Annotated in this window: 11 protein-coding genes, 1 tRNA gene and 2 pseudogenes; 8 read left to right on the forward strand and 6 right to left on the reverse strand. The window is 63.5% G+C overall.

The genetic code is table 11. The features are described from left to right. Positions 1-20: 20 nt before the first annotated feature. Together JQC81_RS10950 and JQC81_RS10955 are read right to left on the reverse strand one after the other, a co-directional pair. A complete protein-coding gene (locus tag JQC81_RS10950) occupies positions 21-3,077 on the reverse strand; it encodes an aminotransferase class III-fold pyridoxal phosphate-dependent enzyme (RefSeq protein WP_203271847.1) in 3,057 nt (1,018 codons plus the stop codon). A gap of 562 nt (positions 3,078-3,639) precedes the next feature. Further along, positions 3,640-3,724: transfer RNA gene (locus JQC81_RS10955), tRNA-Lys, on the reverse strand. A 42-nt stretch (positions 3,725-3,766) separates the two neighbouring features. On the opposite strand from JQC81_RS10955, the pseudogene JQC81_RS10960 reads away from it, so the two are divergent. The 6 genes and pseudogenes from JQC81_RS10960 to olsB all read left to right on the forward strand — a co-directional run. Continuing rightward, a pseudogene (locus JQC81_RS10960) lies at positions 3,767-4,000 on the forward strand (ATP-binding protein); the annotation flags it as partial. A gap of 623 nt (positions 4,001-4,623) precedes the next feature. After that, entirely contained in the window at positions 4,624-4,818 is a 195-nt protein-coding gene (locus tag JQC81_RS10965) for a hypothetical protein (RefSeq protein ID WP_203271848.1), read from the forward strand. A gap of 376 nt (positions 4,819-5,194) precedes the next feature. Continuing rightward, a complete protein-coding gene (locus JQC81_RS33825) occupies positions 5,195-6,910 on the forward strand; it encodes a cadherin domain-containing protein (RefSeq protein ID WP_203271849.1) in 1,716 nt (571 codons plus the stop codon). Between the two features lie 506 nt (positions 6,911-7,416). Continuing rightward, on the forward strand, positions 7,417-8,583 hold the full coding sequence (locus JQC81_RS10975) for a site-specific integrase (RefSeq protein ID WP_203271850.1): 1,167 nt from the start codon (positions 7,417-7,419) through the stop codon (positions 8,581-8,583). A gap of 92 nt (positions 8,584-8,675) precedes the next feature. Then, positions 8,676-9,359, forward strand: a pseudogene (locus JQC81_RS10980) (ATP-binding protein); the annotation flags it as partial. 178 nt (positions 9,360-9,537) lie between these two features. Continuing rightward, entirely contained in the window at positions 9,538-10,467 is a 930-nt protein-coding gene (olsB, locus tag JQC81_RS10985; RefSeq protein WP_203271851.1) for a l-ornithine N(alpha)-acyltransferase, read from the forward strand. A gap of 172 nt (positions 10,468-10,639) precedes the next feature. Here olsB and queG read toward each other — a convergent pair whose 3' ends face one another. Together queG and JQC81_RS33060 are read right to left on the reverse strand one after the other, a co-directional pair. Further along, entirely contained in the window at positions 10,640-11,884 is a 1,245-nt protein-coding gene (gene queG / locus JQC81_RS10990; protein WP_246520347.1) for a tRNA epoxyqueuosine(34) reductase QueG, read from the reverse strand. Then, positions 11,782-12,474 carry a glutathione S-transferase family protein gene (locus JQC81_RS33060; protein ID WP_246520343.1) on the reverse strand — a complete coding sequence of 231 codons (693 nt, stop codon included), beginning with the start codon at positions 12,472-12,474 and terminating at the stop codon, positions 11,782-11,784. The genes queG and JQC81_RS33060 overlap by 103 nt, the downstream gene beginning before the upstream one ends. A 177-nt stretch (positions 12,475-12,651) precedes the next feature. Here JQC81_RS33060 and JQC81_RS10995 point away from each other — a divergent pair, with 177 nt between their 5' ends. After that, positions 12,652-13,449, forward strand: a complete 798-nt coding sequence (locus tag JQC81_RS10995; RefSeq protein WP_203271853.1) for an undecaprenyl-diphosphate phosphatase — start codon at positions 12,652-12,654, stop codon at positions 13,447-13,449. Positions 13,450-13,550: 101 nt separating this feature from the next. Here JQC81_RS10995 and JQC81_RS11000 read toward each other — a convergent pair whose 3' ends face one another. Together JQC81_RS11000 and nth are read right to left on the reverse strand one after the other, a co-directional pair. Beyond that, positions 13,551-13,706 (reverse strand): hypothetical protein, encoded by a 156-nt coding sequence (locus tag JQC81_RS11000; protein WP_203271854.1) that lies wholly within the window; start codon positions 13,704-13,706, stop codon positions 13,551-13,553. Between the two features lie 122 nt (positions 13,707-13,828). Continuing rightward, on the reverse strand, positions 13,829-14,572 hold the full coding sequence (nth, locus tag JQC81_RS11005) for an endonuclease III (protein ID WP_203271855.1): 744 nt from the start codon (positions 14,570-14,572) through the stop codon (positions 13,829-13,831). A 20-nt stretch (positions 14,573-14,592) separates the two neighbouring features. Between nth and JQC81_RS11010 the strand changes: the two genes are divergently transcribed. Beyond that, positions 14,593-15,102 carry a DUF2244 domain-containing protein gene (locus JQC81_RS11010; RefSeq protein WP_203271861.1) on the forward strand — a complete coding sequence of 170 codons (510 nt, stop codon included), beginning with the start codon at positions 14,593-14,595 and terminating at the stop codon, positions 15,100-15,102. The last annotated feature ends 129 nt before the right edge of the window (positions 15,103-15,231 follow it).

The following is a 15,231-nucleotide window of genomic DNA, read 5'->3' on the forward strand; positions in this document are numbered from 1 at the left end:
ACCTCGTGACGTTGCCGCCCCTACAGGCGGCAGGGTTCCTCCCTGAGCACCGCTGAAAGCCGATCCAGGAGATGGGACGCGTCCTCCCGGGTAAAGCAGAGAGGAGGCCTGATCTTCAGCACATTGTCGAACGGGCCATCGGTCCCGATCAGAATCCGGTGCTCGCGAAGGCGGTTCACGATGTATGAGGCTTCCTTTTGCGCAGGCTCCAGGGTGTCGTGATCCCGGACCAGCTCCACGCCGATGAACAGCCCCGACCCTCTGACGTCGCCGATGATCGCGCCCTCGTCCTGAAGCCCGCGCAGCCCATCCAGCAAGAACGTGCCGACGTCCAGGGCCTGTGCCTGGAGGCCCTCGTCGTCGACGACGCGAAGGACCTCGCGGCCGATCACGCAAGCAAGCGTGCTCCCGCCGAAGGTGCTGAAGAATTCCATCCCGTTCGCGAATGAGGCCGCAATCGCCGGCGTCGTGATCACGGCGCCGATCGGATGCCCGTTTCCGATCGGCTTGCCCAGGACGACGATGTCGGGCACGACGCCTTGCGTCTCAAAACCCCATTGGTGGATGCCGATGCGGCCGAGTCCGGTCTGCACCTCGTCGGCGATGCACACGCCCCCGGCCGAGCGGACGGCCTCGTAGGCATGGCGGTAGTAGCCCGGCGGCGGGATGAGTTGGCCGCCGACGCTCGGGAAGATTTCGCAGATGAAGGCTGCGACCCTCCGGTCACGCACGTGGATCCGTTCGACGGCGGCGCGCACGTGATCGGCGTATTTGCGCCCGGCCTCCGGATCGCTTCCCTTGTACGGACCCCGGTAGGGATCGGCGACAGGCACGACCTCAACCCAGTCCGGTGCGCCCCGTCCCCCGGGACCGTCGAACTTGTACGGACTGATATCGATCGCTGTGTTGGTGTTGCCGTGGTAGCCGGCCTCCATGACGATCGTGTCGATGGCCCCGGTGTGGGCCCGCGCAAGCCGCAGGGCGAGTTCGTTCGCCTCGCTTCCCGAGTTCACGAAAAAGCAGACGCTCAACTCATCGGGGAGCCGCGACGTCAGCGCCTCCGCATACGCGACCTGCGCCGGGTGGAGATACCGCGTGTTGGTATTGAGCAGCCGGTTCTGCCGCTCTGCCGCGGCGACGATCCGCGGGTGGCAGTGACCCACATGCGGCACGTTGTTGTACCCGTCGAGGTAGGTCCGGCCATGCTGGTCGAACAGGAACTGTCGATATCCGCGAAGCAGGGTGAGCGGCGCGCGATAGGAGAGCTTCAGGTTTCCCGCGAAGCGCTTTTTGCGCTGGGGCAGGATCTCGCCGGAGTCGATGGTGACGGCGGCGGTCACCTCGTCGGCCAGGTTCAGGAGGGCCGCCCCGTTCGGGAACAGCTCCATCCATCCGGCGGCCTCGTCGGGATCGGCGACGCCGGGCCAATCCGCGCCGCGACCCAGCGTGGTCAGGCCGAGCTGGAAATGGACGTGAGGGGTCCAGCCGCCGTTCTCCGCCCGGTCGCCGATGAGGGCGATGACCTCCCCGGCGGCCACGGTCTGTCCCGCCGAAAGACGCGTGACGACGTCTGCCGCTAGGTGACCGTAGAGCGTGTAAAACCTGTCGCCCTCCGGTGTCGCGTGCTCCAGGACCGCGACGCCGCCATAGTCGAGTGGCGCGGTCCGCAGTTCTACGGCGTGGACGATCCCGTCCAAGGGTGCTCGGACTTCCGTGCCGGCGTCGATGAACACATCGACGGCGATGTGAACGGTGCGCCTGTGGGATCCTGCATAGGGAGTCTTCCTGAACTCGGGCCCGGTATAGATGAGACGCGGCTCGCCATATCGGCCGAGTCCTGCCTCCGCGCCCCTCATCGCTTCCGCGACCGCGTCGTCCAGGTCGTCGGGATCGAGCGCGAACGGGTTGCGCGGCGATGCGAGACTGGCGACGCTCAGGTCGATGACCGGAATCCCGTCCAGGCTCCGCCCAAACATCGGCGCGAACCGGCCCCGTTGGCTTGCGATCCAGCCCATCACGGCGTCGGCACGGGGATGTCCGCCGCGCCCGCACGAGACGCGAAGGCATGACAGGACCCAATCGCGCGGAAGGCTGGAATTAGTCTCCAGGAAGTTCCAGGCCGGCTGCTCGGACACCGTGACATAGGGGTCGTCGGGCTTCTCCCGCTTCACGATGGCGGAGTTCGTAACGCTCACGGCAAGCCGCGTCAGGACGAGAGGATAGATCAAGGCGAGTTCTTCATCGCTCAGCGGCCGTACGCTGTCGTATCCGGCGACGAGCGCTGCAAGGGCCGCAATGGGCCGCTCCTGGCCGAGAACCGCGTAGGCTCCGGCGATCGCGAGTTCCGCAACCGCCGGGCCATCGATCATGTCGCCGAAGTCGATGATGCCCGAGAGCCGCGGCTCTCCCGTGCCCGTATCCACGAGCATGTTGTAGTCGTTGATGTCGTTGTGGATCGCGGTGCTGGGAAGCGCGGTCAGGCGCCCCAGCAGGCCGCCTTCGAATTCGGCGGCGATCCGTTCGACGATCGCCCGCCTGTCGGCACCGTCGATCAGGCCGATCGAACCGCGGATCCATCCCGATCGTCGGAGATCCCATTTGATCTCCCGTCCGAGAGCAGGATGGGCGAAGCCCTTGAGAGCCCGATCCATGGCCGCCAGGGTCGCGCCGATCTCGCGCAGCAGGGACAGCGGCTGCGGGTTGGTTTGCGCGTAGACCCGGCCGGGAAGGTTCGTGATGAGCCAGACCAGCCGTTCCCGACCGTCCCGATCGGGAGCGGACACGAACAGGGAACCATCCCGTGGCCTCACGACGCGAGGCACGACCACCTCCGGACCGTGCTGCGCGACGTGGTTGAGCGCCTGGCATTGCACCTCGATGAGCGAGCTCTCGCATCCGGGCCGCATCACCTTCAGGACATGGGTTCTCCCTCCGTCCTGATGCACGGCGAAATTCAAGTCGTATTCCCCGTCCAGGGGAGTGAGGGAGGCCCGGATGCCATAATGCTCCAGGAGCACATTCGCCCACCACGTTGCGCTGTCCGCCTGGACGGGACACATCGACGATGCCTCCGGCATGTTCATTTCCTTCTTTGCGATCCTGCTCGCAGGTCCGACATCCCCGGCGGCGCGGGCCGAGTTCTCAGATGCGACATGGTCGGAGCACATTAGTCCCCTCCCAGGCGGCGGTCGCCAAGCAGGATTCGCCGACGGGCCGTCACTTTGTTCAACTCGACCGCCATTATGCCGGACGAGTTCGACCCGAAACCGACATCACCACGAGGCGATGGACCGCGGCTTGGCCCACCCTGCTAGAGGTGAACACGGTTTTCGTGAACATCCCGGACATGATTCCGATGTGAGCCGGGCACGGGAATCGCCGAGGGAGAGTCTGTACTGGGTGAGTTTGTGAAGTTTAGACCTACCGCTCAAGGTCCGCTCACTGCGGGAGACCAGACCTTTATTGCAATACATGAACAGGCTGAAAGTGGGCGGAGGGTAGGCTTTGAACGACTCACTTCGCTGTTCGCGCTCCTACGGTCGCCTCGACCTCGGACCTGAGCGAGTCCTGCCCGCCCCGACGTTTGGCTACAGGAGAGAAATGACGCAAAGGGCAGATGCCGTAACCCTTTGATATTGTTGGTGAGCGCGCTGGGACTCGAACCCAGGACCCTCTGATTAAAAGTCAGATACTCCAAGTGGGTTGGTGCACTCACAACCCACTCGACTGTTGACCCAGATTCCGTGATGCAACTAAATCACAATACGGTGGATCTAACCCGCTGATGAACGATCCGCCCGGTGCGGGCAAATCCATGCTGGCCCAGCGCCTGCCCTCCATCCTGCCGCCGCTCTCGCCACGGGAGCTCCTCGAAGTTTCGATGATCCAGTCGGTGGCGGGGCTGCTGGCGGACGGCGCCCTGTCGAACCGCCGCCCGTTCCGGGCTCCGCACCATTCGGCCTCCATGGCGGCGCTGGTGGGCGGCGGCCTCAATGCCCGGCTATGGCTCGACAATAAAGTTTGAACGAAATGAGACTCTAAGTCCTTGATTTTGGCTCCGCCGTAGAAGGCTGGTGCAGCTAAAGTTTTTACAATCCAGCCTTTCCGAACCAGAAGCGCCCCAGAGGGAAGGAATAAAGTTTGGTCGAACGCAATTTTTGCGCGAAGTACCATTCGGAACCTCCGCTGACGGTTTCCCTCGGGAGGAGCCGGATTTCGACGGGCTGAAAGCGGGGAAAACGGTCGAAATCGGGGGTATTCGGGCCTGTTTCCGCCAAATCTCCGCCAAGCCTTTCTGTCGTCTGGACGACATCTTCGAGCCAACGCTCAGTGACGTGATCCAAGCCTCAGGATCTGAGGTGCTCAGGTTCGCTCCCGATAATGCAGGTTATCGGGAGTGTCACGAGAACCCGCTCCGCTTTGCTATGGGTACCGGCGCTTGCCTCAGATCCTGCCAGCGGCCACAGCCGTGTACGTCTCGGCCGATGTGGTGACGACGGTGACGCCTCGCGCGTGGTCCGAGCGGGCTCTCTGCGCACCCTGCGAGCGCTATCAGCAGCCGCGATTGCGCCTTCCGGGCCCTCGGTCTCGGTTCCGCGCCGTGGCGAGACCATTGTCCCGTTCATGCCGAGTCAACCCGCCATCGCGGCCGCCCGCACGGCTTCGGCAGGCTCTGGCACAGGCATGGGTGATGTGCAGGAAGCCTTTGATCGTGCGACCGGTTTATGGGGCGCCAACGCCATCGATGTTGCGGTGGATCACCCTGCCCTACCCCAGCGCATCACCTGCCTCTCATCCAAGCGGGAGCAGCGTCCCTGAGCGCCAGCCGGTTCAGGGTCCACGCCTGTCATGGAAGCGAAATTTTGGCAGGGCTACATCCGGCATCTACACCTTCCTCTTGGAATAAGAGCGGGGCGTCCCATGACGCTCCTTCTCGAACCGGGAGGACGCTGCTCTTGGCAAGCCCGGTTTGTCGCACACGAGCATTCGGTCTTTAACGCAACGCAGTGAAAGGTTGTAACTAGAAGCCCTCTGTCAAAGGGAGGTCAGCGCAGTTCTCGCTCTGGCGCAGCCAAAGTGCGACTTTCAAGACAGAAGCAAGAACCTTTTCCTCATCCATCAGCCGGGATATACAATTGGTGCTAAGTTCGGGCCTATGACCCGAGCAAGGATTGGGTTAGGGGCAGGCTGAAGCATGGCGACCGATGGCGACGATACTGTCAGTGTCTATGACTACCAACTCGCAGGCGCTTACTTTGATGGCGGCTCGGGCCTAGACACCTTCCAACTCCTCGGCGGCGGCGCCTTCAGTCTGGCAAGTGCAGCCGGTTTTATAAACTTTGAGCAGATCATCGGGACCACCAGCAGCGACACCATCGGTATCACCGGCGCACAACTGGCAAGCGTCCAAATCATCGATGGCCGTGGGGGTTATGACTGGCTTTCGCTCAGCGGATCTGAGATCGATCTCAGAGGCAAGGCGGTCTTGGACTTCGATCGGATCGCGATCCAGTCGGATGGTACGACCGTGAAGACAAACGACCTTAGCCTTGCACTAAGGTTCGAGTCCTGGAGCACCGACAATGATGCGCTGGTCCTCGACACTGTGACGTTAACAGGCGAGCAGAGACTGCTGCTTCGCGATCGTGGCATTGACCACGTCACGGACGCCACGGGCGTGACAACCAGCAACGAAGCCGCTCTCGTTGAAGGATTGACGGGAGACCGGGTGATCGTTGCCGCAGGACAGTCAGTGCTGCTGGATGTCGGACAGAACGCAACGATCTCTGATGATCGAGGGACACTTCAGGGGCTTCAAGTCACGCTACAGGATAGTTTCGGTGCTCAGGAGGCCCTGCGGCTGACGGCTTCGGACCGGGTCACTTACAGCACCAATGGGTACATTCGAACCGTTTACGTCGATGGGGTCCAGATCGGCACCTACAGCGCCTTTGGAGCGTTCGAAACCCTAACGTTTTCGCTCAACGGCAATGCTACGCCTGAGCGAGTCACTGAGGTGCTGCGGGCAGTGACGTACCAGAATATGGAGACGGGCTATTTGCCGGTTGGCGAGAAGTCTGTTCAAATCCGTGTTATGGACGCTGGTGGGCGAGTCACCACGTCCTCCGTGGTGATTGAAAATGCCAACGATGCCCCCGTCGCGCTGACGCTCCATTGGAACAAGGTCGCTGAAGGATCAGACGCCGGAACTTACGTGGGTGCGCTGACAGCTGGTGATCCAAATTGGGGAGATACTCCGAACCTGCGACTCTCTCTCACGGATGATGCGGGTGGACGCTTCAAAATCGTCAACAGCACGCTCGTCGTTGCCGATCCGACGAAGCTCGACTTCGAGCAGGCGCAATCCCATCAGGTCGTCGTTCGGGCTACGGACCAGAAGGGCCTTTATCAAGAGAAGACCTTCACGATTCTGGTCACCGATGTGGTCAATGAGGGCAACCCCAACCCGCCAGTGGTCACACAGCCGGTTGACCAACGCCTGGTCGGGGGACGGGGCAAAGATACCCTGTCAGGCGGCACCGGCGATGATACTCTCGTCGGGGGAGCAGGTCTCGATACGCTCCGGGGCAAGGCCGGTCAGGACGCGTTCGTCTTTAGCACCAAGCCGAGCAAGACAGATTATGATCGGATCGCCGATTTCAACGTGGCGGATGACAGCATCCACCTGGCGCGCTCGGCGTTCTCCAAGATCGGCAAGGCTGGTGTCTTGAAGAAGGATGCCTTCTGGACCGGAAGCAAAGCCCATGATCGGGATGACCGAGTCATCTATGACAAAGCCAAGGGCATTCTGTACTACGATCCCGATGGCTCCGGCGCAGCAGCACAGATCAAGTTCGCGACCATCAGCAAGCAGCTGAAGGTCTCGCACAAGGATTTTTTCGTGATCTAACGCAGGCCGAAAGGGAGGACAGATGACCCAGGTCCCCGTCTCCTCAAGGTCGAGCCGTCGCGCCATGACTGTTAGGAAGACGGGTAGCCCGTCCCGTACGGTTGTTCGGATTGTTCTCAGCGCAGATCCGCAACCGTTCCCCATGTGGGCTGACACTAAACTGTGGTCACTTTCGGCGCTTAACTCCAGTTCGGCCCGCGGTTCGCTCACCGCCGGCACCTTGGTTCACATTGACGGTTGCGTTGCGGCCCTTGGTCTTACTCCCCATACTGACCGGCAGGAAGCCCTGGCGGCGATGAACCGCTGTTCGATGATCTGGCACCGGCCGCACCCTCCCTTGTGCCGCAACAGGGCTCCTGCGCGGCCCTGATGGTGTTGTAACCCGCGGCAAGATGCCAGCGCTCGATCTCCGTAGATCAGCAATCACTCTCTGATGTCCTTGCCGTTAAGGATGTTATGGTCCCCCTTGTGGAAATGCCGTTCAGCCCGGCGCATGGGGTGCATTTGTGAGCCAGTCGCTGAACAATCGCCTAGACGATCCGCACCTGCGCCGCACCAATGAACTCGACGCCCTCGCCGGCATTCTTCCGGCTGACCGGCGCGAGGCGCTGGCGGCGCTGTTGACGGATGAGGACGTCGCCACCCTCAAGCACTTGGCTGAAGAGGGCATGGGCGCGAACACCCTGCGTGCGCTCGCCTCGGATCTTGGCTATCTGGAGGGCTGGGCCCTCGCCGCGACTGGGCTTCCCCTCCCCTGGCCAGCGCCCGAGGGCCTCGCCCTGAAATTCCTCGCTCATCATCTTTGGGATCCGGCCCGGCGCGAGACCGAGCCGGGCCATGGCATGCCGGAGACGGTCGCAGCGAGCCTCAAGGCGGACGGCCTCCTGCGGGTGGTTGGGCCGCATGCGCCAGGCACCGTCCGGCGCCGTCTCGCCAGCTGGGCGACCTTGCATCGCTGGCGCGGTCTTGCGCCCGCCTTCGCAACGCCAGCGTTCAAGACGGCCCTCAAGTTCGCCATGCGGGCCAGCGCCCGGTCGCCTCATCGCAAGAGCCAGCGGGCGATCACCCGGGATGTGCTCGACCGGTTGCTCGCCACCTGCGTGCTTAACCGGCTTGTCGACCGACGCGACCGCACTCTCCTCCTGACCGCCTTCGCCTCCGGCGGTCGCCGACGCTCGGAGTTAGCCTCGCTGCGGGTCGAGCAGATTGAGGCTCTTCCGCCGGTGCCGGCCAACCCTCGTGATCCGGAATCGAATAAGCTCCCCTGCCTCGCAATCCGTCTCGGGCGCACCAAGCGCGGCAACGCGGATGACGGATCCCGCGTCCTTCTCATCGGCCGCCCCGCCGAGGCGCTCACTACCTGGCTGGACCGGGCGGGGATCAGCGGTGGAGCAGTGTTTCGGGCCATAGACCGTTGGGGGCGAATGGGCCAAGGCGCCATCAGCGCCGATGGGGTCAACGACATTGTCAAGAAGCGTTGTAGGCAGGCTGGGTTCGATCCGGCGCTGTTCAGCGCGCACGGGCTGCGCTCCGGCTATCTGACCCAAGCCGCTCATGCCGGAGTACCCCTGCCCGCAGCAATGCAACAGTCGCAACACCGTTCCGTGCAGCAGGCTGCCAGCTACTACAATGACGTCGAGAATCTAATGGGGAAGGCTGCACGGCTTTATTAGACAGTCACAACCAGAAAGTGATATCTGTAAGAACTTTATTATATCTGTCCAAACTTTATTCTCTTTGTAAGAACTTTGTTATCATTCCATACCGGCCCGGCGAGGCCTCACTCGCCCATCACGGGGTGCTTTTTCTCGACGAGCTGCCGGAGTTCCAGCCGCAGGTGCTCGATTCCCTGAGGCAGCCTCTTGAGGCAGGCGAGATTCTGATCGCCCGGGCCAATCACCGGGTCACGTATCCGGCCCGCTTCCAGCTCGTCGCGGCCATGAACCCCTGTCGCTGCGGACAGGCCACCGAACCGGGCTATGTCTGCCGCCGTCAGCCGAATGAGCGCTGTATCGCGCAGTACCAGGCGCGGCTCTCCGGTCCCCTCCTCGACCGCATCGATCTTGCCATCGACGTGCCGGCCGTCACCGCCGCCGACCTGATCTTGCCCGCTCCCTCTGAGGGCTCCGCCGAGGTGGCCGCCCGGGTATCCCTGGCCCGCGACCGGCAGGCCAGGCGCTATGCCGCTCTGAAACTCGATGGCGTGACGACCAACGCCGCCTGCCCGCCGGCGCTGCTGGAGGACGTGGCGCAGCCCGACCCGGAGGGACTGTCCCTGATCCGCGATGCCGCCAATGCCATGCGGCTCTCCGCCCGCGGCTTCCACAGGGTGCTGAAGGTGGGCCGCACCCTGGCCGATCTCGACGGGGAGGAGCGGGTCCGGCGCATCCATGTGGCTGAGGCCCTCTCCTATCGTTCTCACACGGACCGGCGCCCGGCCGCTGCGTGACAAGGGGACGGGGATCCCCTCACCGTGCTTGTGAATCTCCGGCCTGGCCCCGATATTTTCCACCGGAACGCATATGTTTTCTGTCACAAAACAGTTTGGAACAGGTTTTATGTCATAGCGGAAGCGGAGCGGCATTAGCCACGATCCGGCGCCGGAGAGACGATTCTGTGAGGCAGCGATGAGTCAGTATCCTTCGAACCATGCCGCGCCTGGCTTGGCTCCCATCGGTTCAGGTCTTCACGGGTTCAAGTTCATGCCCGGCGGCGACAGGATCGTCCGCGACTACGGCAGTCTCGATCCCGTGCTCGGCAGGATCGGCTCCCTCGAGGTTCGCCTCGCAACCACCGCCAAGGAGATCCGGCGCGCCCAGCGGCTGCGCTTCAAGGTGTTCTACGAGGAGATGTCGGCATCGCCCACTGGTGCGGCCCTGATCTCCCGCCGTGACGTGGACGAGTACGATCGGATCTGCGACCACATCCTCGTCCTCGATCATGACGTGAAGGCCAAGCCCTTCCGCCCGGCAACGCCCAAGGTGGTGGGCACCTACCGCCTGCTCCGCCAGGACATGGCCGAGCGCCACGGCGGGTTCTATACGCGGGGAGAATACGATATCGCGCCGCTCCTGAAGGCTCATCCCGGCTTGCGCTTCCTGGAGCTCGGCCGCTCCTGCGTGCTCAAGCCCTATCGCAACAAGCGCACGGTCGAACTGCTGTGGCACGGCATCTGGGCCTATGTGCTCCACCATCGCATCGATGTGATGATGGGCTGCGCCAGCCTGGAGGGCACCGACCCGCGGGCGCTGGCGCTTCCCCTGAGCTTCCTGCACCACTACGCCGCCGCGCCGGCCGAATGGCAGGCCAGCGCGCTGCCGGAGCGCTTCACCCCCATGGACATCCTGCCCAAGGAAGCCATCGATCCGAAGGCGGCCCTGCATGCCCTGCCGCCCCTGATCAAAGGCTATCTGCGCGTCGGCGCAACCTTCGGCACGGGCGCCGTGATCGACCGGCAGTTCGGCACCACGGACGTGCTCGTCATGCTGCCCGTCTCCGCCATCAACCCGCGCTACATCGACCACTTCGGCCCGACGGCGAACCGCCACGCGGCGTGAGTCTGGCGCGGCCGATAAGAGAACCCGACATCACACCCTCAACCCTCATCCTGAGGAGGCGCGTAAGCGCCGTCTCGAAGGATCGTCCAGTGCTCTCTGGAGGCTCCTTCGAGACGCCCACTGCGTGGGCTCCTCAGGATGAGGTCGGAGGATGATGGTTCGGTTCTTCGGGTCAGGCTACGGTTCTAGCGGCTGGCGCCATCGCCCTGCGCCATTCCTCGCGCACGTCCGGATCGCTCTCCCGATCCAGCCGCTCGGCGGCATGACGGGCCACCGCCTCCGCCGATAACAGGCGCCCGAGCGCCCAGACGGCCATGGCGCGCACCAGCGGCGAGGCATCGTCCAGCAGACGCTCGGCCTCATCGGCGAGGCTCGCATCACCCGCGTTGCCGATGGCGATCAGCACGTTGCGGATGAACCGGTCGCGGCCCGTGCGCTTGATCGGCGTACCGGCGAAGCGGGTGCGGAAGGCGGGATCGTCGAGGCGGGAGAGATCGGCCAGCGGCAAGGCGGCGAGATCGTCACGCTGCACGAGCCGCGCCTCGCGGCCCGCTTGCGCAAACTTGTTCCAGGGGCACACCGCCAGGCAGTCGTCGCAGCCGAAGATGCGGTTGCCGATGCCGGAGCGCAGCTCCTCGGGGATATGCCCCTTATGCTCGATGGTGAGATACGAGATGCAGCGCCGCGCATCGAGCTGGTAGGGCGCAGGAAAGGCGTTTGTCGGGCAGATGTCGAGGCAGCGGCGGCAGGAGCCGCAATGATTGCGCTCCGGCTCGTCGGCGGGCAGTTCCGCCGTGGTGAAGATGGCGCCGAGAAACAGCCAGTTGCCGAACTCCCGCGACACGACCACCGTGTGCTTGCCCTGGAAGCCGAGGCCTGCCGCTTCCGCCAGCGGCTTTTCCATCACCGGTGCCGTATCGACGAACACCTTCACGTCGGACGAGGCTTTTGAGGCGAGGAACCCTGCCGCCTCCTTGAGCTTGCCCTTAATCACGTCATGGTAGTCGCGGTTGCGGGCATAGACCGAGATGTAGCCGCGGTCTTTTTGCGCGAGTTCCGCGAGAGGATTGTCGGACGGGCCGTAGTTCAGCCCGAGCAGGATGACGCTGCGCACCTCCGGCCAGAGGGTACGGGGATCGGCGCGGCGCTCTGCCGTTTCCGCCATCCACTCCATCGAACCATGATGACCGGCCTCAAGCCAAGCTTGCAGACGCTCCGGCGCAAGCGGGATCGAGTCCGGCCGGGCGATGCGCACGGTGTCGAAGCCGAGCGCCCTGGCACGCTCGACAAAGGCGCGCTTGAGCGCTTCCCCGGTTAGAAGTCCAGATTGTCGTAATGGTCCGCCGGCGCCATGCCCGGCACCCGGTCCGCCAGGAGCGCGCGAAAGGACGGCCGGGACTTGATCCTGGCGTACCAAAGCTTCGCTGTCTCGTCCTCGTTCCATGGCACGTCGCCGAGATAATCCACCACCGACAGATGGGCAGCCGCCGCCAGATCCGCATAGGTCATCTGGTCGCCGGCGAGCCAATTCCGCTGGGAAATCAGAAAACCGATGTATTTGAGATGGTATCGCACATTGGTCTGGGCTGCGCGAATCGCACCCATGTCAGGCGGACCGCCTCCCAGTTCGCCCGGCATGAACCGCTTATAGATCTTTTCTGTGGCAAGGTAGTCCGACACCTCGCCGTGAAACTTGACCAAGAACCAGTCGAGCAGGCGGCGCACCTCGACCCGCCCGGCGAGATCCCCTGGCAGAAAGCGGCGATCCCGAAGATCCTCGCCTCGCGTCTCGTCCAGATATTCCGCAATGCCCATGGGGCCGGGCACCGCTAGTCCATTGTCGTCGCGGAACAGCGGCAGGTTGCCGGCCGGGTTGATCTCGAGAAACGGGATGCGCCGATCCCACGGCTTCTCCTCGACCACATCCGGTTCAAGGCCGAGTTCCGCAACAATGAGACGCGCGAACCGCGACTGCGGGCAAAAGGGATAGGAATGCAGGGTGGCCATGAATGATGCTGACGCGAAACAGGCGGCAAGAATAAGGCCGTGTTTCGTTAAGGGTTGGTAAGGAATAATGGTGAATCTCATGTCTCTGACGCAGAAGGGCCGCGCCTGCAGCGCAAACCTTTCTTGACAGAGGTCGAGGCGCTCCCGCATCTGGCGCCGTTCTCAGGATTTTCAACGATGTCGCAAATCATCGAGGCGCTCTTTCTCGGCCTCATCGAAGGGCTGACGGAGTTTCTCCCCGTCTCCTCGACCGGCCATCTGCTCCTCGTCGGCCACTTCCTCGGCTTTGAGTCGACCGGCAAGACCTTCGAGGTGCTGATCCAGCTCGGCGCGATCCTGGCGATCCTGTCGGTCTACTTCAACAAGCTTCTCTCCATCGCCAAGGCCCTGCCGCACGATCCGATGGCGCGCCACTTCGTCATCGGCGTGCTGGTGGCCTTCCTGCCCGCGGCTCTGATCGGCGCCGTGCTGCACGGCTTCATCAAGGAAGTTCTCTTCGACCCTTGGATCGTGTGCATAACGCTCATCATCGGTGGCTTCGTGCTGCTCGCCATCGACCGGATGCCCCTTGAGGCGACGAAAACCGACGCGACCCGTTTTCCCCTTTCGATGTACCTCAAGATCGGCCTCATGCAATGCGTGGCGATGATCCCCGGCGTGTCGCGCTCCGGCGCCACCATCGTGGGCGCCATGCTGATGGGAGCCTCAAAACGCGCGGCCGCAGAGTTCTCGTTCTTCCTGGCCATGCCCACCATGGCGGGCGCCTTCGCCTACGACCTTTTGAAGAACTACAAGATCCTCTCCGCCAACGATATCACGATCATCGTGGCGGGATTCATCTCCGCCTTCGTGGCGGCTCTGCTCGTGGTGAAGCTGCTGCTCGACTACGTGTCGCGCCACGGCTTCACGCCCTTCGCCTATTGGCGCATCCTCGCCGGAGCCGCGGGCCTCGCAGGCCTCATGGTCTACGGCTGATCGATGCTGCCGCGTGATGAGACTCTGGCCGTTACTCTCTCCATTGCGGTCGCTTTGCTGGTTGCAACATTGGCGATCCTCTTCGGCCTGAGCACGGAGCCTCAAGCGGCAAGGCAGGACGGCGCGCCGGATGCGACGTGCCTGGAATGGACCGACAGCTGCGTGGTCTGCAGCCGCACATCGCAAGGGCTCGCCTGCTCGACACCGGGCATTGCCTGCACGCCTTCTGCGCCGCGTTGCTTGAGGCGGTAGAGCATTTCAGCCCTCCCCCGTCATGGCCGGACTTGTTCCGGCCATCCACGTCTTCAGAACCACAGCGGTGCAAAGACGTGGATCCCCGGGACAAGCCCGGGGATGACGTGGAGGGTTTGAAAAGAATCTACGGAATCGTCTTGTCCGGATAACGGCACAGGTCGTTGACCGGGCAGCGCCAGCATTCAGGCTTGCGCGCCTTGCAGATGTAGCGGCCGTGCAGGATGAGCCAGTGATGGGCGTGGAGCCGGTACTCGTCCGGGATCAGCTTTTCCAGCGCCACTTGAGTGTCCAGCGGCGTCTTGGTGATGGCAAGCGGCAGGCGGTTGGTGACGCGGAAGATGTGGGTGTCGACCGCAACCCTCGGATCCCCGAACGCGATGTTGACCACGACGCTCGCGGTCTTGCGACCGACTCCCGGCAGGGTCTCCAGGATCTCGACGGAACGAGGGACCTCGCCGCCGAACTCGTCCACGAGGCGCCGGGCCATGGCGATCACGTTCTTCGCCTTGGTGTTGAAGAAGTTCAGCGTCTTGATGTGCTGGCGCAGGCCTTCCTCGCCGAGATCGAGCATCTTCTGCGGCGTGTCGGCGATGGGAAACAGGTTTTTCGTCGCCTTGTTGACGCCCACATCGGTTGCCTGGGCCGAGAGCGTGACGGCAACCAGCAGCGTATAGGGGTTCGTGTAGTCGAGCTCGCCCTTGGGCTCGGGATTGGCCGCGTGCCAGCGGCGGAAGATCTCCGCCATCGTGGCCCGGTCGACCGGCTTCGGCACGCGGGAGCGCACGGCCTTGCCGACGGCTTTCGCCGGCACGGCGGGCTTCTGTTTAGGCTTTGAAATGCGACGGGATGGCTGCTTCAGATCGGACATTCCTGCGTTATATCTGGGCTATGGCAGGCAGCAAGGCGACATTTGATGGCGCGGAACGGTTCGAGGAGCCGGTGTTCTCGGCCGTGATCCGGCCGCACCGGTCGCTGAGCCCGAAAGCGTTCAGGATCGTCATGATGCTGGTCTGCCTCACCTCCCTGGTGGCGAGCATCCCCTTCGTGGTCATGGGCTTCTGGCCGGTGGCCGGCTTCTTCGGCCTGGATTTCCTCGGCCTCTACATCGCCTTCCGGGTCAGCTACCGGCAGGGCGACGCCTTCGAGCTGCTGGAGCTGACCCCGATCCGGCTCCTGTTTCGCAAGGTGAGCCCCAAGGGCGAGGTGAAGGACTGGCAGTTCAACCCGCTCTGGACCCGCCTCGACCGGGAGATCGACGACGAATACGGCATGCAGAAGCTCTCGCTTGCCTCCCGCAATCAGCACGTGGTGATTGCCCGCGACCTCTCCCCGCCAGAGCGCGAGACCCTGGCCGAGGCGCTGGGCCGCGCCCTTGCGGATGTGAAGCGGGGCTATTGAGAAAGAGCCAGCACCGTGTGGCCCGCAGCGTGAGCTGCGAGCCTGTGGGTGAGATCGAGGGTGGCGCGTTGGGCAGCCCGGCTCGATGTGTGGTGGTGAGAATGGAAGAGCCAGGGTGCCTCTTCGCGC

It is taken from the genome of Microvirga arabica, from assembly GCF_016811235.1.
In the GTDB taxonomy this organism is placed as follows: domain Bacteria; phylum Pseudomonadota; class Alphaproteobacteria; order Rhizobiales; family Beijerinckiaceae; genus Microvirga; species Microvirga arabica.

Coding starts and splice junctions, on each gene's coding strand:
- JQC81_RS10995 (WP_203271853.1), top strand. CDS start 12,652: ATGTCGCAAATCATCGAGGCGCTCTTTCTCGGCCTCATCGAAGGGCTG.
- JQC81_RS33060 (WP_246520343.1), bottom strand. CDS start 12,474: ATGGCCACCCTGCATTCCTATCCCTTTTGCCCGCAGTCGCGGTTCGCG.
- JQC81_RS33825 (WP_203271849.1), top strand. CDS start 5,195: ATGGCGACCGATGGCGACGATACTGTCAGTGTCTATGACTACCAACTC.
- JQC81_RS10950 (WP_203271847.1), bottom strand. CDS start 3,077: ATGCCGGAGGCATCGTCGATGTGTCCCGTCCAGGCGGACAGCGCAACG.
- olsB (WP_203271851.1), top strand. CDS start 9,538: ATGAGTCAGTATCCTTCGAACCATGCCGCGCCTGGCTTGGCTCCCATC.
- JQC81_RS10965 (WP_203271848.1), top strand. CDS start 4,624: ATGCCGAGTCAACCCGCCATCGCGGCCGCCCGCACGGCTTCGGCAGGC.
- JQC81_RS11000 (WP_203271854.1), bottom strand. CDS start 13,706: ATGCTCTACCGCCTCAAGCAACGCGGCGCAGAAGGCGTGCAGGCAATG.
- JQC81_RS11010 (WP_203271861.1), top strand. CDS start 14,593: ATGGCAGGCAGCAAGGCGACATTTGATGGCGCGGAACGGTTCGAGGAG.
- nth (WP_203271855.1), bottom strand. CDS start 14,572: ATGTCCGATCTGAAGCAGCCATCCCGTCGCATTTCAAAGCCTAAACAG.